The organism is Lactococcus ileimucosae, from assembly GCF_943193185.1.
Classification (GTDB): Bacteria; Bacillota; Bacilli; order Lactobacillales; family Streptococcaceae; genus Lactococcus; species Lactococcus ileimucosae.
This window is the reverse complement of sequence record NZ_CALPDE010000010.1, coordinates 54,429-79,676: the sequence shown is the minus strand read 5'-3', so window position 1 is coordinate 79,676 and position 25,248 is coordinate 54,429. Positions and strand designations below refer to the sequence as shown.

Below are 25,248 nucleotides of genomic sequence, written 5' to 3'. Positions count from 1 at the left end.
CCCATGGAATATCGGATGGCATACCTCATTGAACATTAATTTGTTTTTTTACTGTCCGTTTTATTTGGTGCTTGACATTATTATCAATATCTAAATACTTTTTTATTCTATTAAGCAGAGAGAAAATCTTATCTTGAGATACGGGTTTTAAAACATAATCAAAGGTATGCAACTTAAAAACTGTCATTGCATACTGCTCAAAACTTGTGAGAAAGACAATCGGAACATCTACATCAAATCTGCGAATTTCCTTAGCAATGAGTAAACCAGATGCTTCTGGGAATTCAATGTCTAAGATATACAAGTCATAATTTTCATCTACTAAATGATTTATTAACCTTTGAGGTGTATGATATACATCAACAATGGCAGTTGAATCATAATCTTGAATAAGTTGTTCTACTTTATCACAAACAACAAAATCATCATCACAGACAGCTATTCTTAACATGAATGTCTCCTTATATCCTTCTTTATATTCTTCTGTCTATACTCTCCAGTTTATTAAGCACAATTATACCTTATAATCTCTTCTTTGGATAATTTTATGTAGCTGAAAAATATTTGGCAGAGACTTCTTTAACTTAAGGCTAACTAAGCGACTGACAGATATTTTTATAGAACTTCCTCTTTTTCAATCTTAGATGCCCATATATTAATCACCGCTAGAGATACGAACGTCAGAAAAACTACCATAGATGAAGTCAAAATTAAGGCTGATGAAAGCAACTGAGCAACCACATTTCCCAGACATACAATCATGAGAAGAACAGAAATTAACGTTATCTGTGTTGATGAAAAATGTATACCAACAACTACTGAAATTAACACGATACTCAAAGTTACTAATGTTGTTACTGCTGTCAACAGTAACAACAGTAAAGTTGAATTCAAACCATTACTATCAATTCCTTTAAACAGCCCTAATGATATTCCAATCCAGAAGAGAAAGTTAGCCAATAACAGACCAACAAATTGTGAATAAAGCACTCTATTTACAAAGGCATATATTTTTGCCTTAAATAATACACTTCGTCCATTTGGAAGAGAATAAAGTCTTATTCTAGCCTCTCCTATATAGTTTTTAACAATACTATAATTCATCAATACTGCTCCATAGATTGAAAGAACAGATAAAGTAATTGTGCTTGAAATTGATCCAATACCGACTAAATTTTTCAATACCTCATCAGAGCTTGAAACATCAAATTGTCCGACAAACGCAAAGAAAATCAAAAACACTATCTGTGTTAAAAACGAAAGAAAAAAAAACAATTCGAGCAGATTTCCTTAACTTAGACGTTTCAAATTTTACGAGGGTTTTATTCATTAGTATCCCCTTGTTTTTTTGATGCTTGATAGAACTGTAATAAATCTCCATCATAATTTTTCTTGATTGTAGCCATGTCCACTTTTTCCTGTGTCTTACCTTCCTTCATAAATATTACTGTATGAACTATATCCTGTAGCTCTTTTAAAGAATGGCTCGTAATCAGAACAGTATGAGCTTCTGAAGCATAGTCAACTAAAATTTTTTTCATAAGCACAATCCCATCTGCATCTAACCCATTAAATGGTTCATCTAAAATGATAACCTCTGGATGATGTGATAATGCCAGTCCTAAGAGGAGCCTTTGTTTCATACCTAAAGAGAAATTTATAGGTCTTTCATCAGGGCTAACTTCTAATCCCAAATCATGAAGCATCTCCTCAACAGTAATTTCAGGAAAAACTCCGAGATAAAGAAAATGTTCTTGGTAAATATCCCTAACAGACATTTTTAATACTTCTTGAGGAAATTGCAAAACTAAACCTATTTTTTTCAGAATTTCCTTTCTTGTATAAGATGAATAAGTATTATTAAAAATACTTACATCACCATAATCAGGTTTTATAAGTCCCATTATAATTTTTAAAAGGCTTGTTTTGCCTGCACCATTGGGACCAATAAGCGCACAAATTTCCCCCTTTTCAAGTTCCATACTGGCAGAAATAAGAAGCTGTTTTTTTCCAACACTTTTACGAACCTTATTAATCTTTGCGGTTGTCATTTTACTAGCTGCTCCTTTAATTTCTTTTTTCTAGAACATAGAGTGAAAAACTTACACCTATTAGTCCCCAAATAATGATAACAAGTAAGTTTTCACTTAAGAAAGCCCCTTGATTAAAAAGTTGACTCCGAATCAGTTGACTTGCTGGAACAAAAGGTAATTTCTCATACACATTTCCAATCCAAGCTGGAAGTCTATCTGCTGGAAAGAGAATTGGTGAAAAAAGTAAACCACCGATCATAATGATTTGGCTTACCAATCCCACAACGTTTGGTGTGAAAAGATAGGCTATGCAAAAACCGATACTAATCATGCAGATTTGAATGAGTAGGATGATGAATATACTTTTCAAATTTATTTCTGCTCCAAATCCAAATCGAAGATGGGAGGCAAAATGGCTCATGAATACTCCAGGAAGCGAGGCAATACTCCAAATGAACAAATCTGATATCAATATAAGACTTCTTCTAACAGGTAATGTTCTTTGATATTTTATCACCCCTTCAATCTTAGCCGTATTTATTATCTGAGCTGATAAGACACAACCAATAGCAATAACACCCAAAGTCATAGCACCAGAAGCTAAATAAACTGCATCAATTTTAGTTTTCGGCTCTGTCATTAAGGAGATTCCGAACACAACCCCTAGAGATAGAAAAATTTGAGTCAGGGAAAAAACAATAAACAAATTTTTATGACGAATAATGTTCCATCGTATCAAACCCAAAAATTGTGAACAGAATACTTTTTCTTTTGTCATTCTTTCCATTTACATCTCCTCATAAGAGGATAGTAGCGAAATTGGTGCTAGGCTATAACTCACTATTTTATCTTGTTTATGAAGCTTCATCGCAAAGTTGACCATTTTCTGAATTTCTTCTTCTTTTAACCTTATTTCAATTTTTGATTCCGCATCAATAAATCTGAAATCCATCGCACGATCAATATCTTCAAAAATATTATATTTATTTAAAAATAGTGTTAATACCATGCATAAACTTTCTCCTTCATCATAATAATGTGGGATTCCTTGTCGCACTATCTTCCCCTTTTCCATTAAAATATACCGGTCTGCATAGTTTTCCACCTCTAAAAGATTATGGGAAATAATGATAACAATATGCCCTTCATTAGCCAGTCCCCTCAGATATTCCCAGATAATTTTTCTTCGTACTGGGTCTACATCATTGGTAGGTTCATCAAACAGTAGAACTTCTGACGGATAAACTACAGACATGGCAAACAAGGTTAAACGTTGAAGCCCCCCTGAAAGCTTTTCACATGGAATATCTGCATAAGGAGTGATTTCTAACTTATGAAGCAGCTTATCCACCATATCCAACTGGCTCCTCCTTCCTCCTCTAATATCAAAAACAGCTCTGATGGCTTGTTGTAATGTCACTCCAGTTAAAGGGGCATGAATTTGCGGCATTAAAGAAACCATTTGTCTGGCTCGATAGGTATCTTGAGACAAGTCAAAGCCTTTCAAGCAAATCTTTCCCTCACTTGGTTTTGTGAGTCCAATAATCTGATTTAATAGGGTTGATTTTCCCGCACCATTGTGTCCAATAATAGCAGTTAGTTCACCTGCTTTAAAGCTAGTTGTAACCTTATTGTTAGCTACTATTTTCTTTTTACCAAGCTTAAACCTCTTCGTCAGATTTTTAATTTGCAATATATTTTTCTGAAAATCTTTAATGTTATTCTGCACAGCTTCTTCCTTTCAAAACTTACTTTTAAAAAAATAGACGATAAAAGGATAAATCCAAATGTATAGGATGACAACTAAAACAATATATCCCAAAACTTTTAAAGAAATTCTTAATAGCTTGATTTTAAGAGAATCAGTAGGAAGCACTTTAGCAAAAGACGGATTATCAAAAAAACATTGCACTAAAATACTGCCATCACAGTTGGTATAAAAGCGAAATTGCCATAATATCCTTAGCCAAAGAACGGCAAAGACTACTGAAAATATCCACGATGGAAAAAATTGCTGTACAATTATTGCAATACTCAGAAAGACAGAATCAGCAATAATGCCAGAGCTAACCGCCATGAATCTGGGGAAAGTAGACCACACCCAAATATGCGACATTGTTACTGTAGCTGTTGCTTTAAACAAATAAAAACGAGTCTTTTCTTTAAAACGTTGGATATTTCTAGAAAAAATGAGATGAAATATTTCGTGAACTGTCGTAGTACTAATTGCGGCAATCACAATATAGATAAACATCTCCCATCCTATTCTATTTAACTGAATTAAGGACTGCCCAGATACAAACACATGATGAACAGAAATTGAATAGAGATTAAAAATCATTGATAAGATACCAAGTGTTAACCAAGAAATTCTTCCTATTTTCCAAAACAAAGAAAAATTTTCATCTGGAATTATAGAAACATCTTCAATATTTTTAGTTATATACCCACTTTCTGAAAGAATATCTATGACTTCTTTCTCAAGATTATCCATACAAAAATTAGATTTAGAAAGTTGTTCTAAAAAAAATGGACTGACAATCAAGGGAATTGCCTCTTCAGCAACAATAATATATTCCCCACTCTTAAGCTTTCTACTCTTAAATGGAAGCATCATCTTTTGCTGTTTCATGGTTTCCTTTTCGTATTATAATTTTCATAATATTTGAAAATTTCCCAGTCCTCTACGTTCCCCTCACCACATGTAGGACATTCTTCACTATACCTTTCCCAAGAAGGGTGAGTAAAGGAAGTCCCCTCTTCATAATCCACTTCGTATTGTGTTCCTAAACTTTTAGGTCTTGCATAATGGGTAATTATTCTAACTGCCTCATCTACAATAGCTGCAGTGAGTTGAAAAATTGCTGGAGCATATGCAATTGTAGGTGGAGTAAAATTCACATTTCTAAAGCCAATAAATTGTTCTAAAAACTGGGGATCATTCATACTATACTTTAGATTCAAGCAATCAAAACATCCTGTCTGCTTAGGTATTACAGTAAAAACCCTACCACGACTAACTTGAGAAGCTCCAAAAACACAGGGAATGTTGGCTTTGACTATAGCTTTATTTACTATTCTTTGAGCAGTAAATGGTGGTTCATCAATCGCACAAATCACCAAGTCTACACCTTCCAAAAATTTAGAAACATCGTCAGAAGACTGTATCTTCTTTACATGCCCCTCTATTTCTATTTGGGAGGTAATTCTTTGAAAAGCATCCATTGCTGCTTCTGTTTTATATCTGCCCATATCCTCCTCAGCATACAAGAGTTTCCTTCCCAAATTACTTTCTTCGACCTTATCATAGTCTACAATAATTACTTTTTTCACACCGATTCCAGCAAGTAAAGTCAAGATATTTGAACCACCACCTCCTAATCCCAACAGCAAAACCGTACTTTCATTTAGTCTTTTCTGATATTCAAATCGATTAGCTTTAGAATCCGAAAAATGACTAAAATAATTCACATTAGCCTTATATCTCTCAGATATCTCCTCTTCAAAGGGAAGGTTTTTTTCCTCGACAAACCCTTCTTGTTCCAAAATAGATACACCTTTAATAATATCTCGTTCGGAAAGCTCTGGAAATTTTTGTTGCATTTCATTTATAATTTTAGGAAAACTTCTTCCATCAAGAAGATTAGCTAGTGCCCATAACTGCCCATTAGGATCTCCAAACTCTGCTGTAATTCCAAGCTGAGCTCCAATCCGAAACTCGCCTTCATTAAGCCTATACAAAGGATAAATAGGTTTGATACGAGGATAAAAATATTTTTCAGTCATCATTGTTTAGCATCCTTACTCTAAATACTAGCGGAAAATCTAATGTAGGTTTTTCCATAATAAAAAACAAACTATCCCCTACCCTTATATCTTTGAATAGGAGATAAATATTGTGAAGCAGTTATTTTTTGACTACTTTTAGAAAATAATCCACCAAGCTGTTGCTTCAACTTTGGTTGCACGACGAACTGTAATTTCCTTCATAATGAACTCTCCTTTCTTTTTTGTAAAATTTCAGTTTCTGATTGCCTATTGTCTAATAGTAGGCTTTTCCGAAACTTTTTTCTACAAAAAAATTATATCACCCCATTTTTAATTTAATTTTTGGAGTAACGTTTGGATATTTATATGATTTTTCAAGGTCCTTAGAATAAAAATATCAATTTAATTTATAGTCCAGTGGGTTATGAAACCGTCATTGCTTCGTACCTAAGATTTATAGGAGCTCTTGCTATATAAAAACAGTTTTTTCAAAATATATTTTTACATAATTGTAATAATTCTCTCAATCAACAAAAACCCAAAAAATTATGACAATTTTCACAAAGTCTTGTAAATACTGAATGTACATGATAAAATTACTTATAAAATGAAAGAAGGTAATGCAATGACACTAGCAGTCAAAAATTTAAAATTTTCATATCGTGCCAATAGCGTTTTAGATTTGGCTCCTGTTACTTTTGAACAAGGAAAAATCTATGGTATCGTGGGGAAAAATGGTGTAGGAAAAACAACATTTTTCAAAACATTAACCAATATCCTAACCAATTACTCAGGTTCTGTTGAAATTGACGGGAATAATGTCAAAGAAGACCCAAAAGTACTTGCCTCTGTCGGAATTGTCCTTGATGACATGGAACTCTATAAAAACTATACGGGACTTTTCAATATGCGATATTTTGGCGGATTACGTGGTAATTTTGATGAAAAAAGAGCCCTAGCTTTGGCTCAGGAATTAAATATTTATGAAAGTCTCAATGAAAAAGTAGCCTCTTATTCTTTAGGCATGAATAAAAAATTAATCTTGCTCATTTCACTCATGAATAATGCTAAAATTTTGATTTTTGATGAGCCCTTTCGGGGACTGGATAAGCCGACTGTCGAGTGGTTTAAAAAATATCTTCTGGGTTTAAAACAAGAGGGACGAATGATTCTTATCTCAAGTCATGTTCAGGAAGATATCGAGACACTCGCCGATGAAGTTTTAGTTCTCGAAAATGGAAAATTTATCGAAAAATTTGACTTGAAAGAAAAAAATCAAAGCTATATCTATCGTGTACAGACGGGTGCTCCTGAAAAGTTGACAGTTCTTCTTGAAACAGCAGGGATAAAATTTGCAAGTCATCCTGAAAATTGGACTACTTTTGAAATAACCGATGAAGCCTATCGCCCTCTCTTTAAACAAGCTGTGGCCCAAGATATCGAATTTTATCAGATTAAAAAAGAAAGTAAGTTCGTTGAACTTGTTAAATAAGGGGAGAAAAATTTATGAATGCTAAAAACATATTTAAAATGGAGATGTATAAAAACATTCAGGATAAGACCTATATGATTGTCCTCGTCGTGTTTATTTCTATAAGTGTAATACTCAACTTCTCATGGTTAGCTATAAGCCTAAGTGAAATCCAGTTTCAGGACTTTCCTATCTTAATTACACTTCTCGGTATTGCAACTGCCTTTTCCATACTAGCCCTCGCAATATTTGCCCTTCTCTATCCTTTCCATCTCCTCAATGTTGACTATAAGAACAAGGTGATGAGCTTGATGATTGCTAGTGGTGTCTCTCGAATAAAATACTACTTTGTCAAAATTGGGGCAACCATCCTGTCACAGTTAACTGCAATGTTTCTCATCTTAGTGGTTCCTTTTTTCACCTTTTTCATATTTAATCAAGAAATCATCATCAAAATGTTTGAGTCTCTAGATTTAACAGTGCACTCTGCTGACCTCTTCATCGGCCTCCTCTCTAATGTTTTGAGTCTTATTGCCCTAATGGTAACAATGGCACTTGCCGTCATTCTTACGCGTGGAAAAACCTCTGGTCTTTTTGTTTACATTGCTCTTAGTTTTGCCTCACGTATTGTTCAAGCAACCTTAATAGGCTTCTTCTTAGCCTTACTTTCAACTGATTCTTTTGAGACCAGTTTAAATCTTATAAGCAGCAACAATATTTTCAGTCTTGGCTACCATATAGTGGAAATTTTGGTATTTGGTTCAATTGGTATCTTCTCCCTGCGTAAGCAAGACTTATGATTTATCCTTTACTAAAAAGAAAGGGGACCCAAGTAAAGCTTTAACTGATTCCAGTCAAAACCTAAAAATGAAAAAATGCTTAGCCTACACTTCTTATACATGTGGCTAAGCATTTTTTCATTTTTGAGACTTCTGTCTCCTCTTTTTATTATAAGATTTGGTTGTAGCTCCGTTCAAAAGCAGAACTCATATCGGCTGTTGCATCGTCAAAGGCTACTTTTTTCTCAAAAGTACCATGTACAATAATTCGGTTTATAGCTCCGGGGTCTGCACAGGTTACCAAAGTAATCTCCGTCTTTCCCGGTCTATCATCAATGACTTCTGAATGTTCAGGTGAGACAACGAATACCTCAGTAATACGGTATTGGTAGATATTATTCTTATCTGTAACATAGATTACCATACCTTTCTTGGCCCGCTCTAAAGGGGTGAAAAGAAGATTGGTATTGCTCGTAAAACCTGTAACATTATGACTCGCCAGAGCATAATTGCCCTGTCCCATCACTTGGTCTTCTTTCATTGTTCCTGCTCCAAAAGCCAAATTTGCATTGGCTAAGCCTTTGAAAATAGGAAGGTTAATCCCAACCTCAGGAATAGCAATTCCTCCAATCACTGGCATCGCCTGACGATTCATCTGGTCGCGCAAAACTTGTTCAAAACTAATAGATTCTACGCTGTCAAAGTCAAAGGTTGCCTCTGCTTCTTTATTTTCTTTAATCGTTTCTCGTGTCACGTTATTAATCTGATAGTGGCTCGAATTTAAACCGATAAGCCAATTTCGAATAGGTTTATTAAAAACAAGAACTAAACCTACAAGAAAAAGAACCACAATGAGAAAATTGATAACTATTCTTTTCCCACTTTTCTTTTTTTTCGTCATTTACTCTTCCTTCTATTTTAAGTCGTCTATCTTGCCCATTTTATAATTATCATTGGTTAATTCAAATTGATCTTTGAGGCCCTCTGTGATATAAACCTTACTGTCCTTGTCCACAAATACAGCTTGTACATTCTTCAAAGTCTGAACATATTCATAACCTTTTTTTGTGCCAAGAGCATAGATCATCGTAGATAAGCCGTCTCCATTGCTGGCATCTTCTCCTGAAATCAAAAGTGTGATGCTGGCAATGTCATTATCAAATGGGAAGCCAGTTTTGGGATTCAGAATATGTGAATAACGATGACCTCCGACTTCTAAATAGCGCTCATAGATTCCGGAAGTGTTCACATGTTGATCACTTGCTTTTAAAATACCCAGCTGTGATTTTTCAGGATCGTTCGGGTCTTTAATCGCTATTGTCCAAGGATCACCACCATTGCGCGGCGATTGCCCAATTACGTAGATAGAACTTGAACCTAAATCTACAATACCTGTCGTTACTCCGTTATTTTTGAGGTCCTCAACCATTTTCATTGCAGCATATCCTTTAGCAATGGAACCTAAATCAAGTTTCGCCCCTTTCTGACTTAGATAAACAGTACTTTTTTGATCATCAAATTCAAGAAATTGATGGTTAACTAACGGCAAAACTTTATCTATCTCAGATTGTTCAGGCTTGCGTGCATCAGGAAAACCAATATTCCAAAGCTTACTCAAAGGTCCAATCGTGATATCATAGCCCCTATTTTCCGCGGAGTAATTATAGCCAAGTTTGATCAACTCATAGATTTCTGAATTCACTTTAACAGGCGTGATGCCTGCTTTATCATTGATTTCGTCAATGACTGAGTTGGTTTTATCAACAGAAACCCAGTCGTTAAACTGTTCAGCAATCTTTAGCGCCTCTTCAACCGCTTTTTCCTTACCTTTATCATAAACAGTGACTTGGATATAAGTTCCCATCGTTGTGGCATCTTTTTTTATAGGTTGCTCTAAAAGATCACGCGTTTCCGTATTTGAACTACAAGCTGCCAGTAAAAAGATACTGACAGCTGTCGTTAAGAATATAAATAATTTTTTCATTTTATTCTTCAGTATTTGAAACTGCATCTGCTTCACTTACTTCTTCGTCTTCTGGCTCAGGTTCAACAAGAGCAAAGGTCATAATTTGTGCTTCATCATCTAAACGCATGATTTTCACACCTTGAGCTGCACGTCCTGTTTGTGAAATATTGTCCACACTTGTACGAATCACTACACCCGTGTCGGTGATAACCATGATATCTTCTTTACCATCAATAGCAGTCAAGCCAGCAAGCTTTCCTGTACGTTCGGTAATATTCATGACTTTAATCCCTTTACCGCCACGTCCTTTCGTTGGGTATTCACTCGCAATTGTCCGTTTACCTAAACCTTTTTCCGAAATAACCAAAACTTCCTGTTCATCATGAACAGTCGCTGTACCAACGACAAAGTCGCCTTCACGCAGGCTGACACCTTTCACACCAGTAGCAGAACGGCCCATATCACGGACAACCGTCTCCTCAAAGCGGACTGAGAACCCATTGTGTGTTCCGATGATAATATTTTCCTCACCTGATGTGAGAAGAACATTAATCAATTCGTCACCTTCACGAAGATTAAGTGCTTTCAGCCCATTCGTACGAATATTCGCAAACTGCTTTGTATTGGTACGCTTAACTAAGCCGTTACGTGTCGTAAAGAACAGGTATCTTTCCTCATCTGACTTCACCACATTGATAACAGTCTGAATCTTTTCTCCTTCGTCAAGTTTCAAAAGATTGACAATAGGCAAACCTTTCGCTGTACGGCCATATTCAGGAATTTCATAACCCTTCATACGATAAACACGCCCTAAGTTTGTAAAGAAAAGCAAGTTATCATGTGTACTTGTGGAGACCAGATGTTGTACAAAGTCATCATCGGTCATATTCATTCCTTGGACACCACGTCCACCACGTTTTTGCGCCCGAAATTCGTCATTGCTGAGACGTTTGATGTATCCTTTGTTTGAAAGAGTAATCAAGACATCTTCTTCTTCAATAAGGTCTTCATCTTCTAGATTCAACACTTCGCCGACCAGGAGCTCTGTACGGCGCTCGTCAGCAAATTTACGCTTAATTTCACCCAACTCTTCACGAATAATAGCTTTGACACGTTCGGGTTTAGCCAAGATATCTGCCAAGTCAGCAATCAAGGCAATAAGCTCTTGATACTCACTCTCAATCTTGTCACGTTCCAAACCTGTCAAACGACGCAAACGCATATCCAAAATAGCTTGTGATTGCTTGTCGGACAGTTGGAATTCATCCATCATCGCCTTTTGAGCAATTGCATCTGTTGCAGATTCACGGATAATGGTAATCATACGATCAATATTATCCAAGGCAATACGTAAACCTTCTAAGATATGCGCACGGGCTTCTGCACGGGCTTTATCAAAGCGGGTACGACGTTCAACAACTTCGATTTGGTGCTCGATGTAGTCGGTCAAGATTTGCTTCAATGACAGAATCTTTGGCGTACCTTTTTCAATGGCCAACATATTGAAACCAAAGGATGTTTGGAGTTGTGTAAGTTTGAACAAATTATTCAAAATCACATGGGCTGACGCATCACGACGGACTTCAACAACTAGACGCACCCCTTCACGGCTTGACTCGTCACGGCAGGCTGTAATACCTTCTATCCGTTTTTCTTGCGCCAACCGCACAATATGTTCATGAACTTTTGACTTGTTGACCATGTAAGGGAACTCAGTGACTATGATGCGTTCCTTACCACCTGGTAATTCTTCAATCTCTGTCTTCGCACGAAGTGTAATGGAGCCTTTTCCTGTCTCATAAGCGCGGCGAATCCCAGATTTACCCATAACCAGCGCACCTGTGGGAAAGTCTGGTCCGGGTAACACTTCCATCAAATCACGCGTTGTCGCCTCTGGATTTTCCATCAGCAAGTCAACCGCATCAATTGTTTCGCCTAAGTTATGAGGGGGAATATTTGTTGCCATCCCAACGGCAATCCCTGTTGTTCCGTTAACCAAGAGGTTAGGGAAGCGCGCAGGAAGAACTTCAGGCTCACGTTCCGTTCCGTCATAGTTATCAATAAAGTCAACAGTATTTTTGTTGATGTCTCGGAGCATTTCCAAGGCAATTTTGGACATTCGTGCTTCGGTATAACGTTGTGCGGCAGCACCGTCTCCGTCCATGGAGCCAAAGTTCCCATGTCCGTCAACCAGCATGTGGCGGTAACTCCACCACTGAGCCATACGTACCATTGCCTCATAAATCGAGCTGTCTCCATGTGGATGATATTTACCCATGACATCCCCGGTAATACGGGCAGACTTTTTATGTGGCTTATCTGGCGTTGTACCAAGCTCATTCATTCCATATAGAATGCGGCGATGAACCGGCTTCAAACCATCGCGTACATCAGGTAGGGCGCGAGCCACAATGACTGACATTGCATAGTCACGAAAACTGGTTTTCATCTCCTCAGCAAGATTGACATTTATGATATTTTTATCTTCCATGTTCTCCTCTTTCAATGTATAAACACTGTTTCTATTATACCATAAATTCTCACTGTTCACCTTTGTTTTTAAATCCCTTATCCACCTCTACACCATTGGTTTCCCCTTTTATAAAGTCCAAACTTTACCTCCTTATTCATTTAAAAAAGCATTTCTCATCGCCAAAGCATACTGAAAAACTTTAGATAAGTTTTCTTAAACACAATATCTTATACAAGAAAGGTAAAATTATGTCTACATGCTGTATAAAAAAGCCGGGAAAAATGAATTTCTCGGCTTTTTCAGCATCCTCAATCGTCAAGGAATACTTTTATTTTATTTTTGCTTCCATAACACGCGTGATGTCTTCTGATAATGGATGGCCATTACTTGCACGTTCTGATAGGTTTAAGTCTGTTAATTCTATATCATAAACTTTACCACTATCTGAGGTAACTTCCAAGACTTGAAGCTCATTACTGTTTAAGGATTCAGTTTCTGTGATGCTAAAGAGATCTACTGTTTCTGGAAGAGGAGCTTTAGTCGTATTCATGACACTTCCAGCTGCAAACACAGTGTGCTGATTCGTCTTAAGTGGACGTAAAACTTGAAGCCCTCTATTTGCACGGCTGGTTTCTGGGATTTCATCCGACTTCACACGTTTGATAAATCCGCGCTGTGTCAAAAGATACCAGCTGTCTGTCTGGACAAAGAAGGCCGCTTTTATCGTATCCCCCGCTTTGAGGTTCATGGCTTTAACTCCCGCAGCTTTTGCACCAACTACTGGGACTTCAGAAATATTAAAGCGCAGTGCATAACCATTTTCCGAAACAAGCATCACATCTGCATCCTCTTGTGTGATGGGTTCGGCTGTAACAATTCTATCTTTTTCACCTTTCAATTTGCCATAGGCCATTGACTTCGAACGGTAAGTTCGCCAAGGGCTAAACGAAGCCAGTTCAATCTGTTTAATTTGTCCGGCAGCCGTCACTACCATATAGTTCAATTTTTCCTCAAAATTATCTAAAACCTGCGCAAAGATAATCTCTTCATTGGTTGCAAAGTTGTTCAGCGTTTGCGACAGATGCTCACCAATATCTTTCCAGCGTACATCTACTAGTTCATGCACTGGACGATAAATCAGATTCCCCAAACTTGTAAAGAGGAGCAAGTGCTGCGTCGTACGTGCCCCTTCCTTGACGAAAATCAGCGCGTCATCCTCACGTTTTCCCACTTCTTCAACATTTGACGACGCAAAACTACGTGGTGAAGTACGTTTAACATAGCCACCACGTGTCACAGAAACAACTGTTTCTTCTTCGGCAATCAACTGCTGCGCTTCAATCTCAATCGTTTCTACTGTATCTTGCAGTTCAGAACGTCTTTCCTTTCCGAATTTCTTTTTCACCTCACGCAGCTCACGCTTCATTAGGTTGAAAAGTGTACGCTCATCATTGATAATGGCACGCAGCTCCAAGATCTTGGCTTCTAACTCTGACTGCTCATTTTCCAAAGTCACAATATCTGTATTGGTCAAACGATAAAGTTGGAGAGTGACTATCGCTTCTGCCTGTTCTTCACTGAAAGCATAGCTCACTTTCAGATTTTCCTTAGCATCGGATTTATTTTCAGACGCACGGATCAAAGCAACGACTTCATCCAAGATAGAGACCATGCGGATCAAACCTTCTACCAGATGCAAACGTTTCTCAGCCTTACTCAAGTCAAATTTTGAACGTTTAACGATAACATCCTGACGATGGGCAATATAAGACCGCAGAACAGGAAGGACACCAACTTGACGTGGCGTCATATTGTCAATTGCCACCATATTAAAATTATAATTGATTTGCAAGTCTGTGTTTTTATAGAGATAGTTAAGCACCAGCTGACTGTTGGCTTCTTTTTTCAGCTCAATTGCGATACGTAACCCTTCACGATCGGACTCATCACGCACTTCGGAAATACCAGGTACTTTGGCATTCACGCGCACATCATCAATCCTTTTCACCAAATTCGCTTTGTTGATTTCGTATGGAATCTCCGTAACGACCAGTTGTTCCCGCCCACCTTTGAGTTTTTCAACTTCAACTTTAGAACGAACAGCAATACGGCCTTTACCCGTTTCATAAGCTTTCTTGATTTCACTACGCCCTTGAATAATAGCGCCTGTCGGAAAATCGGGGCCGGGCATGAAAGTCATGATTTTTTCAACATCAGCTTTCGGATGATCAATCATATAGATTGTCGCATCAATGACTTCTCCAAGATTATGCGGCGGAATATCTGTCGCATAACCCGCAGAAATACCCGTTGAACCATTGACCAACAAGTTAGGAAAACTTGCGGGAAGTACCGTTGGCTCTTTTTCCGTATCGTCAAAGTTCCAAGCATGAGCCACAGTATCTTTCTCAATATCTTTTAGTAAATACGACGAAATTTCAGACAAGCGGGCTTCCGTATAACGCATGGCAGCCGGTGGATCGCCGTCCATCGATCCATTATTCCCGTGCATTTCAATCAGAGGCTCCAGCATCTTCCAATCTTGCGACAAGCGAATCATCGCATCATAAATAGAGCTGTCTCCGTGGGGATGAAAGTTCCCCATAACATTACCGACAGACTTGGCTGACTTACGATAAGCTTTATCAAAAGTATTGCCATCCTTATTCATCGAATACAGGATACGACGTTGAACAGGTTTTAAACCGTCTCGAATATCAGGCAGGGCACGTTCCTGAATAATGTATTTTGAATAGCGCCCGAAGCGCTCGCCCATAATATCCTCTAAAGGTAGAGTTTGTATATTAGACATAAATCCTCCGACATTTATCTCATCTATTTAAATTCTCGAAATGCTTTTTAAGAGGCAAAATCTTTTAAATCTAAGAGCATCTCAACGTGTTTAATGCCGTCTTCTAAAAACGGTTCAGAGTCTTCAATAAACCCAAAGGAAGCATAAAATTTCCGGAGATAGTACTGTGCTTCGATACGCACTGCTGGTTCTCGCCAAGCATGAGCAAGGAAATCAAGTGCCTGTTCCAGCATTTTCCGAGCAACTCCCTTGCCACGCTGACTTTCCCTAACCAGAACACGACCGATGGAAGCTTCAGAATAAGAAAGACCAGCCGGTAAAATCCGACAATAAGCCTGAATTTCTCCTGATATATCTTCTAACCACAGGTGTAAAGCTTTTTGATCTTTCCCATCAATATCTTGATAAGCACATTCTTGCTCAAGAACAAAAACCTCCGAACGTGCTTCTAAAATTTTATAAAGTTCTGATCTTGTGAGTTCCTCAAAATTTTTAATTTTCCAGCCCATACATCTATTCCTCTTTACTTATTTCGTTTATAAAGTTTGCCTTCTGCATTTCTTTCAAAAAATCCGAATGGATGGTTACTTTTTCATTATTATAAAGTGTAACAGTTAAACTGTAGCCTGTAGAATAAACCGCTGTAATCGCCAAACCAGCCACTTCAAATTTTTGCCAGTTTCGCGCCTTATCTCTACGGTAATACACTAAATCTTTAGTGATGGGCAAGCTTAACTTTCGCCGCACCTCTTCCGTTACTGCTGTGTCAGCCCCACCAAACAAATCCATTTGTAAAGTTTCAGCCGATATGACTTGCGGTTTAGGTGGACGTGACAACTCCTGCAAATACTGGTACAGTTTTGCCGTTATAAGGCAGTCATTGAGTGCATCGTGGCTACGCAAATCGATACCCAAAACATCCTTAAAGGTTTCTAGCTTGTAGTTGGGCATCTGTACCAACTTTTTCGCTTCTGAAAGCGTATCATAAACTTGAAAATGTGGTGCATTTTCTATCTCACAATCTACAATAGCTTGATAAAGAAAGCTGACATCGAAAGGCGCATTATGAGCAACCATGAGACTGTCTCTAGAGAAAGCGAGAAAATCTGGCAAAACTTCCGAAAGAACTGGTTGTTCTACCAAGGCTGCTGGCCAAATTCCCGTCAATTTTGAAATTTTAGTTGGAAGATAAGAACGTGTGGGCTTAATCAACTGATTAAATCGACCGACTTCTTGGTGCATCTCGTCGTACTTCACAGCACCAATCTGGATAATTTCATTTTTTTGAGGGCTGAAACCTGTCGTTTCAAAATCAAACACAACATAATGCTGTCCCATTTCATTTCCTCCCTAACTTAGACTTAGAGCCGTTTGCTTAGCTTAAAAAACCGTGTTTTCTTCGAGTGTAAACTTCACATTGTTTTCAATCCACTTACGACGTGGTTCAACCTTATCTCCCATTAAGACGGAAACACGTTTTTCTGCCTGAGCCGCATCATCTATGGTTACTTGAATCAATGTACGCGTTTCTGGGTTCATGGTTGTTTCCCAAAGCTGCTCTGCATTCATCTCACCCAGACCTTTATAGCGTTGAAGAGTAGCTCCCTTGCCAAAATCTTGACGAAGTTTTTCTAACTCCGCATCCGTCCAAGCATAAGCAATCTTTTCTTTTTTGCCTTTTCCTTGACTCATTTTATAAAGAGGTGGTAAGGCAATATAAACGTGACCATTTTCGAGAAGGGGCTTCATATAACGATAGAAAAAGGTAAGAAGTAAAGTCTGAATATGAGCACCGTCTGTATCTGCATCGGTCATAATAATCACTTTATCATAGTTCCGATCTTCAAGGGTAAAGTCTGCACCAACACCAGCACCGATGGTATAAATCATTGTGTTGATTTCCTCATTTTTGAGGATGTCCTGCATTTTAGCTTTTTCCGTATTGATGACTTTCCCACGCAAAGGAAGAATAGCTTGGAATTTACGGTCTCGTCCTTGTTTTGCTGAGCCTCCAGCAGAGTCTCCTTCGACAAGGTACAGTTCATTTTTATTAGGATTTTTCGTTTGTGCTGGCGTTAGTTTTCCTGAAAGAAGCCCTTTGTCTTTTTTACTTTTCTTTCCTGTTCTTGACTCTTCACGTGCTTTACGCGCAGCTTCACGCGCCTCGCGTGCTTTAATTGCTTTTCGAATTAATTTCTGCGCCAGCTCACCATTTTCCAAAAGGTAAAAGGTCAGTTTTTCAGAAACAAGCGCATCAACTGCTGGACGGGCTAAAGGAGAACCTAGTTTGTCCTTGGTTTGTCCTTCAAACTGCAGATATTCCTCTGGAACAAGGACAGACAAGACTGCTGTCAAACCTTCACGATAGTCAGAACCTTCCAAGTTCTTATCCTTATCTTTAAGCAGTCCTGTCTTTCTCGCATAATCATTCATGACCTTAGTTAAGGCCGTCTTTAGTCCTGCCTCATGTGTCCCCCCATCTTTTGTACGCACATTATTTACAAAAGAAAGAATGTTTTCCGAGTAGCCGTCGTTATATTGTAAAGCTACTTCTACTTGGAATGCATCCTGATCCCCAGAAAAATAGAGGATAGGTGTTAAAGTATCCTTGTCTTCATTAAGATAACTTACGAAATCCTGAACACCATTTTCATAGTGAAATTCATCCTTAACCTCTTCATTTCCACGATTGTCTGTGAGTGAAAGAGTAACATCTTTAAGTAAAAATGCAGATTCATTCAAACGTTCGAATATTGTTTGATATTTAAATTCAATTGTTGAAAAAATCGTTGCATCAGGCATGAAAGTAACTTTTGTACCTGTTTTGGACTTAGGTGCCTTTCCAACTTTTTCCAATGTTGTTACAGGATGCCCACCGTTTTCAAAACGCTGACGATAAACAGCGCCCTCGCGCGTGATTTCCACTTCAAGCCAGCTTGACAAGGCGTTTACAACTGACGACCCTACACCGTGTAGACCTCCAGATGTTTTATAACCACCTTGCCCAAACTTTCCGCCAGCATGAAGTACTGTGAAAATAACTTCAACAGTTGGCTTTCCCGTAACGTGTGTTCCCACCGGCATACCACGCCCTTCATCTTCTACTGTTACGGAACCGTCTTCATTTAAAGTTACAGCAATTTTTGTACCAAAACCAGAAAGTGCTTCATCGACTGCATTATCAACAATTTCCCAAATCAAATGATGCAAACCTGTCGAGTCCGTTGAGCCAATATACATCCCAGGGCGCTTTCTTACAGCATCAAGACCCTCTAAAACTTGAATCGCACTGTCATCATAATTGTTTATATCTATCATTCATTATTCTCCATTTAAGCCAACTTTAACTGGCAGAAATATTCATCTTTCCTATTCTACATTCTTAAGGAGGCTTTGTCAAAGGTCTTTATCAATTGAAGGATAGTTTTTAATTCTTCTGCTTCCACAAAAAGAAAAGATTTTTCTTCATAAAATATCAAAATCCATAAACTTTTATGTTATAATTGTGGGGCTATTATAAACATAAAAGAAAGATGATATGATTACAATAATATTATGCATCCTCGCTTACCTTATAGGAGCAATTCCTGCTGGGCTCTGGATTGGGAAGATTTTCTATAAAAAGGACTTGCACGAACATGGCTCTGGAAACACAGGGACAACTAACACTTTCCGCATACTGGGAAAAAAAGCAGGTATCATCGTTTTTATCTTTGACTTGCTCAAAGGAACTTTAGCAACGCTTTTGCCACTGATGTTCCATGTCCATGGTGTTTCCCCCCTTATTTTTGGATTGTTGGCGGTCGTAGGACATACGGTGTCAATCTTTGACAAGTTTAAAGGTGGGAAAGCTGTTGCTACCTCTGCTGGTGTTGTCCTTGGCTTTAACCCCTTCTTCCTCCTTTATTTAGCCGTCGTTTTCTTCTTGGTCCTCTATCTTTTCAGTATGATTAGCCTGTCTTCCATTGTAGGAGCTGGAGCTGCTTTGTTTGGCGTCCTTGTTTTTCCCTACTTTCACTTTATTCTCCCAAACTATGACCCTCTCTTCTCGCTGATTATTTTAGTTTTAGCTTTGATTATCATTATCCGTCATAAAAGCAATATTCAAAGAATAAAAAACAAGGAAGAATCTCTGGTTCCGTTTGGCCTCAACCTCAGCAAACAACACAACATATAGTATTTTACATAATTTGCACACACAATATCTAGTAGCGATAACTTGACTAGGTATTTTTTTTATACTAAAATAAACACATAAACAAACAAATTTTTTTAGAAAAAATTGGAGAAATAAATTATGGTTACTGTCTACTCAAAAAATAATTGCATGCAATGCAAAATGGTAAAAAAATGGCTCACTGAGCACACTGTTAATTTTGAAGAAATCAATATTGACGAAAAACCAGAATTTGTTCAAACGGTTCTCGATATGGGCTACCGTGCAGCTCCTGTTATCGTCAAAGGAGAAGTTTCTTTCTCTGGCTTCAATCCAAGTGAATTGGCAAAATTGGCATGAAATTAGTATATTTTAGCATAACCGGTCAAACCCGCCGTTTTGCAAACAAAACACGTCTAGAACATGAAGAAATCTTACCTCAAAATCCAGAATTTGAAGTAAATGAAGACTTCCTATTAGTCGTACCTAGCTATGCAGACGAAACACCTGGTGCTGAAAAAAGTATGGACATCATGGATCCTGTCTTTGAATTCATGGCCTATGCCAATAATGCCCAGCACTGCAAAGGAATTGTAGGTACCGGAAACCGCAATTTTGCTTTCCTCTATATCTTTACTGCAAAACAGCTGTCTGCTCAATTCAAAATTCCTATCGTTTACGATTTTGAGTTTAATGGCACGCCAGCAGATGTTGCAGCTGTTGAAGAAATTGCTGCCCGACTTGATTCTGGCGCAACAATCAGTCTTAAATAGTTAGACTGTACAAAAAATAAATTATTAATATGCGGTCTTAAGACCCGGAGAAATATATGTCACTTAAAAATCTTGAAGATGTTACGTATTTTACGCTTAACAATCAAATCAATATACCTGTTAATGGCTCTATTCCTTTAGCAAAAGACAAGGAAGCAATCACTGCTTTCTTCAGGGAGAACGTCAAGCCAAATAGCTTCAAAAAAGATACTTACGCTGAAAAAATCGCTGCACTTCTAGAAGAAGATTATCTGGAAGAAGATTTTATTAACAAGTATGAGATGAGCTTCATCGAGCAACTCCACCAAGAATTAGTGGACTTTGGTTTTCGTTTCGACAGTTTTATGGCTGCCTATAAGTTCTACAATCAATATGCCATGAAGAACAATGAAGGCACGCTTTATCTCGAAGACTTTGAAGATCGTGTCCTGATGAACGCCCTCTATATGGCAGACGGAGATAAAAAGTTGGCACGTAATCTGGCATTTGCCATGCTTAACCGTCGCTACCAACCAGCTACGCCAACCTTCCTCAATGCGGGACGTAAGCGCCGCGGTGAGTTTGTCAGCTGTTTCCTTTTACAACTGACTGATGATATGAACTCAATCGGTCGTACGATCAACTCTGCTCTCCAACTTTCCAAAAATGGTGGGGGTGTTGGTCTTAATTTGAGCAACCTGCGTGGTGCCGGCGCACCAATCAAGGGTTATGACGGTGTTGCAGCAGGTGTTGTTCCAGTCATGAAGCTTTTTGAAGACAGCTTCTCTTATGCCAACCAACTTGGGCAACGTCAAGGCGCTGGTGTTGTTTATCTTTCGGTCTTCCACCCAGACATTATGGAATTTCTCTCTACAAAGAAAGAAAATGCGGATGAAAAGATCCGTGTGAAAACTTTGTCTCTCGGTGTAACCGTTCCAGATAAGTTCTACGAATTAGCTGCTAAAGGCGAAGACATGTATCTTTTTGAACCTTACTTCGTCGAAAAAGAATATGGCATGCCTTTTGCACACGTTGATATCACAGCTGAATATGACAACATGCTTGCTAATGATAATATTCGTAAAGTCAAAATCAGTGCACGTGAACTAGAACAAGAACTTTCTAAACTGCAACAAGAGTCAGGCTATCCTTATATCGTCAACATTGACACAGTAAACAAAGCAAACCCTGTAGACGGCGTTATCTCGATGAGTAATCTTTGTTCTGAAATTCTTCAAGTTCAAACCCCTTCTGTTTTGAACGATGACCAAACTTACGCAAAGCTCGGTACTGACGTTGCTTGTAACTTAGGCTCAACAAATGTCATGAACATGATGACTTCCGGTGCAGACTTTGGTAGCTCGATCGAATCAATGGTTCGTGCTCTAACTTTTATCTCAGAAACATCAAATCTTAACGCTGTACCTACAGTCCGTAAAGGAAATGATGAGATGCGTGCTATCGGCCTTGGCGCTATGGGGCTTCACTCATTCCTTGCTAAAAATCATATTCACTATGACAGCAAGGCAGCTGTGGAGTTCACAAGCGTTTATTTCATGCTGCTGAACTACTATACCTTAGTCGCTTCAAACGTTCTTGCAGTGGAACGTCAAGAAAGCTTCAAAGATTTTGAAAAATCTGCCTATGCAGACGGCTCTTACTTTGATAAATACCTTGAACACGATTACTTTGCAGCCGTATCGGAGGACATCCAAGCGCTCTTTGCTGATATCCCCGTACCTGGTCCTGCTGAATGGGCAACCTTGAAAGAAAAGGTTATGCAAAATGGCCTTTATAATTCTTACCGAATGGCTGTTGCACCAAATGGTTCTATCTCTTACATCAATGATTGCTCTTCTTCTATTCACCCTATCGTCAATCGCATTGAAGAACGTCAAGAAAAGAAAGTCGGTAAGATTTATTACCCTGCGGCTGGCCTTTCAACAGATACCATTCCCTATTACAAATCTGCTTATGATACAGACATGCGTGCCGTGATTGATGTTTACGCTGCTGCAACTGAACATGTTGACCAAGGACTGTCTATGACCCTCTTCATGCGTTCAACCTTGCCGGAAGGTCTTTACGAGTGGAAAATTACGAACAACAAAATGACAACACGTGATTTGAGTATCTTGCGTAACTATGCCTACAACAAAGGAATCAAAACAATCTATTACGTCCGTACATTTACTGACGATGAAGCCGAAGTTGGCGCAAATCAATGTGAAAGCTGTGTTGTTTAAAAAAAGGAAGTACTATGTCTGAACAAAATAACCAAAAAGTCCCTACTTACTATGCAGCCATCAACTGGAATGCAATTGAGGACTCTATTGATAAATATACTTGGGAAAAACTGACCAGCCAGTTTTGGTTGGACACACGTGTCCCTGTTTCTAACGACCTTGATGATTGGCGCAAGCTACCGCAGGTTGAACGTGATACCTTTGCCAAGGCCTTCGCTGGGTTGACTCTCTTGGATACTTTACAGTCTGTTGATGGAGCTGAGGTGCTTAAGCATGATGCACGCACCCCTCAAGAAATCGCGTGTTTCAACAATATTCAGTTTATGGAGTCCGTGCATGCCAAGTCATACTCCACAATCTTCAGTACTTTAAATACAAAATCAGAGATTGAAGAACTTTTTGACTGGGTAGATACGAATGTCTATATGCAAAAGAAAGCCAAGATTATCAACGATATCTACCAAAACGGCAGTGCGCTTCAAAAAAAGGTGGCCAGCGTTTTCCTTGAAACCTGCCTCTTCTACTCTGGTTTCTTTACCCCCCTTTGGTATCTGGGCAATAACAAGATGATTAACTCTGCAGAAATCATCAAGCTCATCATTCGTGACGAAAGTGTCCACGGGACATACATTGGCTACAAGTTTCAACTGGGCTTCAACGAGCTGCCAGAAGAAGAACAAAGTGAACTTCGCGACTGGATGTATAACTTGCTTTACGAACTTTATGAAAACGAAGAAGCTTATACACACCTGCTCTATGATGAAATCGGTTGGACAGATGAAGTCTTGAAGTTTCTCCGTTACAATGCCAATAAAGCACTGATGAACCTAGGCCAAGACCCCCTCTTCCCAGATACAGCAGCTGATGTCAACTCTGTTGTGATGAACGGTATCTCTACATCTTCATCAAACCATGACTTCTTCAGTCAGGTCGGAAACTCTTACTTATTGGGCGAAGTTGAGCCTATGTCGGATGAGGATTATACTATCGGTATGAAGTAAAAACAGAAAGTCAGAAACAAAGATAAAACGTGTACTAACTCTGGTAAATACAAAAAATAAAAATGCTCAACCTTGCTATTTACACGCAGGTTGAGCATTTTTTGTTTGCTCCCTCAATTGGATTGATTGACAATAAGGGCAGGGCGAACACCTCTGGCATCTGTTGTCCAATTTATATTACCACTGCCATGCAAACCTCCAGAATAGACAGTTTCACTTGCAGCAAACACCCGCCAAGCACCGTTACCTCCAGCAACACCGGGAGTCCGAGTAAACCAGTCATTATTTTCTCCAGCATTTCCAGCTACCCGTTCCGCACTACTCGGGAAAGCACGTCCTGGTCCCGATAAACGAACCACATCTGCTAGAGAAAGTGCAAAGGCACGCGGGCTACCACTTGAATTAACTTCCGTAATATCTGCCGCTACATCAGAAAAGTCACTGAGATTGACAGGTATCCATCGCCAAGTTGCTTCCTCATAACCACCCCCTGGCCTCCAAATCAATTCGCCCTCTCCAACATTCCCTGTATTAAAGGTATCTGACACGGGCTGAACCATAGCTTGCACTGCTGGATCAAGAGCTCCATACCAGCTGTTAAGCGCATTATTTTGACCGTTAAAGGTTATATTTGGAATCATCTCGTTCCTGATAATCATATGGTTGTTCCCCATATTCTCCAAATAACGGTACTGCTCCCCAGCCATAGTAAAGATGGTTCCCGGTGCCATGATGCTAAAGTTGATTTGGTCAGGTTGGACATTATCATCTGGTCCCGGATTCCCCCAGTTGTTATCGATAGAACCGTTTTGTACAGCTGTCAGGAAGTCTGACAGGTCGGCATGATGCGTATAGTCTGGATCTGCAGCCAAGAAATCATTGATACGGTCAGGACTGATCAGTTGCCCGTCCACATGGATACCATAATAATATTCGCCCGGGATGTTGTCCGCCGCTGCGGTCATCTGAGCTGCATCCAAGAGGTAAGAAGTGGTCTCTCCTGCTTGGAGTTGGTTCGCCCAGTAAGCCCAGCCTGTTTGGTGGTCAATCACCCAGAAGTTCCCGACTTTCAGATTATTCGGTAGGGCTGCCCACTGGCTGATTGTCATTGGGGCACGGTCTTGTTGCAGGTTTTGAGCGGCATCATGGGTGACTTCTTCGCCCGGCCAGACTGATCCGCTGTTGTCAAAGCTGTCGCCAGAGGACCAGTAGGCATCTGTACCGTCTCCGGGATGTGTAGCTCCATCTGTGACACCGTCTGTGGCTGTACTTGTGACCCAGTCACGGGCATGTCCTGCAGAGGCGGTCATCAGGTCTGAGTTGTCCCGATTGAAGGTGGGCATGAACCATGGGGCATCTTGGCCTGAGCGACTCCAACCAAAGGTCAGGTTGGCGTAGGTGTTGAAAGCAGCTGAGTCACCTACACGGGTGTTGAGATTGGTCTCTGAGGGACCCATGACCGTCCAAGTGTTCACTTGGTCACGGATGGTGCCGTTCACTATAGGCGTAAAGTCTGTATCTCCTGCTGAGCGTTTCTCCATGAACTCGGAGAGGCGGATACGGGCCATGAGGGGCACATTGCCATAGTTCTCCACGAAGACGTCCTTGTTTTCGGTGTCACGGTTGTAGTAGTCGTGGACACGGCCGCCGGGGATGTTTTCTCGGAGCCGGTCATTGATGGCCCGCTGGTTGAAGGCTTGGAAGGCGAAGGTGCCGCCTACCAAGAGCAATAAGAGGGACAGGAGCGCGAGGTTGCGCAGCCGCCGCTGGTTTTTCTTTTCTGGTGTCATA

General features: G+C 39.3%; 22 protein-coding genes. 7 read left to right on the top strand and 15 right to left on the bottom strand.

Annotated elements, in window-relative coordinates:
- Positions 1 to 25: 25 nt before the first annotated feature.
- From NFR51_RS05970 to NFR51_RS05940, 7 genes are all read right to left on the bottom strand, one after another.
- Positions 26 to 451, bottom strand: coding sequence for a LytR/AlgR family response regulator transcription factor (locus tag NFR51_RS05970; RefSeq protein WP_251712822.1), 426 nt, complete (start codon positions 449 to 451; stop codon positions 26 to 28).
- Positions 452 to 615: 164 nt separating this feature from the next.
- Positions 616 to 1,236: a hypothetical protein gene (locus tag NFR51_RS05965; protein WP_251712821.1), complete on the bottom strand. Its 621-nt coding sequence runs from the start codon at positions 1,234 to 1,236 to the stop codon at positions 616 to 618.
- An 86-nt stretch (positions 1,237 to 1,322) separates the two neighbouring features.
- A complete protein-coding gene (locus NFR51_RS05960; protein WP_251712820.1) occupies positions 1,323 to 2,051 on the bottom strand; it encodes an ATP-binding cassette domain-containing protein in 729 nt (242 codons plus the stop codon).
- A gap of 16 nt (positions 2,052 to 2,067) precedes the next feature.
- Positions 2,068 to 2,820, bottom strand: a complete 753-nt coding sequence (locus NFR51_RS05955) for an ABC transporter permease (protein ID WP_251712819.1) — start codon at positions 2,818 to 2,820, stop codon at positions 2,068 to 2,070.
- Positions 2,821 to 3,762, bottom strand: a complete 942-nt coding sequence (locus NFR51_RS05950; RefSeq protein ID WP_251712818.1) for an ABC transporter ATP-binding protein — start codon at positions 3,760 to 3,762, stop codon at positions 2,821 to 2,823.
- A gap of 12 nt (positions 3,763 to 3,774) precedes the next feature.
- The gene (locus NFR51_RS05945) at positions 3,775 to 4,665 is read right to left on the bottom strand and encodes a hypothetical protein (RefSeq protein WP_251712817.1); all 891 of its coding nucleotides are present in this window, start codon (positions 4,663 to 4,665) and stop codon (positions 3,775 to 3,777) included.
- Positions 4,662 to 5,819 carry a ThiF family adenylyltransferase gene (locus NFR51_RS05940; RefSeq protein ID WP_251712826.1) on the bottom strand — a complete coding sequence of 386 codons (1,158 nt, stop codon included), beginning with the start codon at positions 5,817 to 5,819 and terminating at the stop codon, positions 4,662 to 4,664. Before NFR51_RS05940 ends, NFR51_RS05945 begins: the two co-directional genes overlap by 4 nt.
- Before the next feature lie 607 nt (positions 5,820 to 6,426).
- On the opposite strand from NFR51_RS05940, the gene NFR51_RS05935 reads away from it, so the two are divergent.
- Both NFR51_RS05935 and NFR51_RS05930 read left to right on the top strand, forming a co-directional pair.
- Entirely contained in the window at positions 6,427 to 7,293 is an 867-nt protein-coding gene (locus tag NFR51_RS05935; protein ID WP_338147372.1) for an ABC transporter ATP-binding protein, read from the top strand.
- Positions 7,294 to 7,307: 14 nt separating this feature from the next.
- Positions 7,308 to 8,072 (top strand): ABC transporter permease, encoded by a 765-nt coding sequence (locus NFR51_RS05930; RefSeq protein ID WP_251712815.1) that lies wholly within the window; start codon positions 7,308 to 7,310, stop codon positions 8,070 to 8,072.
- A gap of 148 nt (positions 8,073 to 8,220) precedes the next feature.
- Here the strand turns inward: NFR51_RS05930 and NFR51_RS05925 are convergent, their stop codons facing one another.
- The 7 genes from NFR51_RS05925 to parE all read right to left on the bottom strand — a co-directional run bounded on the left by NFR51_RS05925 (position 8,221) and on the right by parE (position 18,620).
- Positions 8,221 to 8,952, bottom strand: a complete 732-nt coding sequence (locus NFR51_RS05925; protein WP_251712814.1) for a class A sortase — start codon at positions 8,950 to 8,952, stop codon at positions 8,221 to 8,223.
- A 12-nt stretch (positions 8,953 to 8,964) separates the two neighbouring features.
- Entirely contained in the window at positions 8,965 to 10,035 is a 1,071-nt protein-coding gene (locus NFR51_RS05920) for an FAD:protein FMN transferase (RefSeq protein ID WP_251712813.1), read from the bottom strand.
- 1 nt (position 10,036) lies between these two features.
- Complete coding sequence (gene gyrA / locus NFR51_RS05915) at positions 10,037 to 12,508, bottom strand: DNA gyrase subunit A (RefSeq protein WP_251712812.1); 2,472 nt, start codon at positions 12,506 to 12,508, stop codon at positions 10,037 to 10,039.
- A gap of 310 nt (positions 12,509 to 12,818) precedes the next feature.
- Entirely contained in the window at positions 12,819 to 15,302 is a 2,484-nt protein-coding gene (gene parC / locus NFR51_RS05910; RefSeq protein WP_251712811.1) for a DNA topoisomerase IV subunit A, read from the bottom strand.
- Positions 15,303 to 15,349: 47 nt separating this feature from the next.
- Positions 15,350 to 15,811 carry a GNAT family N-acetyltransferase gene (locus NFR51_RS05905; RefSeq protein WP_251712810.1) on the bottom strand — a complete coding sequence of 154 codons (462 nt, stop codon included), beginning with the start codon at positions 15,809 to 15,811 and terminating at the stop codon, positions 15,350 to 15,352.
- Positions 15,812 to 15,815: 4 nt separating this feature from the next.
- Entirely contained in the window at positions 15,816 to 16,640 is an 825-nt protein-coding gene (locus NFR51_RS05900) for a 3'-5' exonuclease (protein ID WP_251712809.1), read from the bottom strand.
- A 42-nt stretch (positions 16,641 to 16,682) separates the two neighbouring features.
- Positions 16,683 to 18,620: a DNA topoisomerase IV subunit B gene (gene parE / locus NFR51_RS05895; protein WP_251712808.1), complete on the bottom strand. Its 1,938-nt coding sequence runs from the start codon at positions 18,618 to 18,620 to the stop codon at positions 16,683 to 16,685.
- 220 nt (positions 18,621 to 18,840) lie between these two features.
- Between parE and plsY the strand changes: the two genes are divergently transcribed.
- From plsY to nrdF, 5 genes are all read left to right on the top strand, one after another.
- Positions 18,841 to 19,479, top strand: coding sequence for a glycerol-3-phosphate 1-O-acyltransferase PlsY (gene plsY, locus NFR51_RS05890; protein WP_251712807.1), 639 nt, complete (start codon positions 18,841 to 18,843; stop codon positions 19,477 to 19,479).
- Between the two features lie 120 nt (positions 19,480 to 19,599).
- The gene (nrdH, locus tag NFR51_RS05885) at positions 19,600 to 19,818 is read left to right on the top strand and encodes a glutaredoxin-like protein NrdH (RefSeq protein ID WP_202231342.1); all 219 of its coding nucleotides are present in this window, start codon (positions 19,600 to 19,602) and stop codon (positions 19,816 to 19,818) included.
- Positions 19,815 to 20,231 (top strand): class Ib ribonucleoside-diphosphate reductase assembly flavoprotein NrdI, encoded by a 417-nt coding sequence (gene nrdI, locus NFR51_RS05880; protein WP_251712806.1) that lies wholly within the window; start codon positions 19,815 to 19,817, stop codon positions 20,229 to 20,231. The genes nrdH and nrdI overlap by 4 nt, the downstream gene beginning before the upstream one ends.
- A gap of 56 nt (positions 20,232 to 20,287) precedes the next feature.
- A complete protein-coding gene (gene nrdE, locus NFR51_RS05875; protein ID WP_251712805.1) occupies positions 20,288 to 22,456 on the top strand; it encodes a class 1b ribonucleoside-diphosphate reductase subunit alpha in 2,169 nt (722 codons plus the stop codon).
- Positions 22,457 to 22,470: 14 nt separating this feature from the next.
- Positions 22,471 to 23,457 (top strand): class 1b ribonucleoside-diphosphate reductase subunit beta, encoded by a 987-nt coding sequence (gene nrdF, locus NFR51_RS05870; RefSeq protein ID WP_202231339.1) that lies wholly within the window; start codon positions 22,471 to 22,473, stop codon positions 23,455 to 23,457.
- 113 nt (positions 23,458 to 23,570) lie between these two features.
- Here the strand turns inward: nrdF and NFR51_RS05865 are convergent, their stop codons facing one another.
- On the bottom strand, positions 23,571 to 25,247 hold the full coding sequence (locus NFR51_RS05865) for a hypothetical protein (protein ID WP_251712804.1): 1,677 nt from the start codon (positions 25,245 to 25,247) through the stop codon (positions 23,571 to 23,573).
- Position 25,248 lies beyond the last annotated feature (1 nt).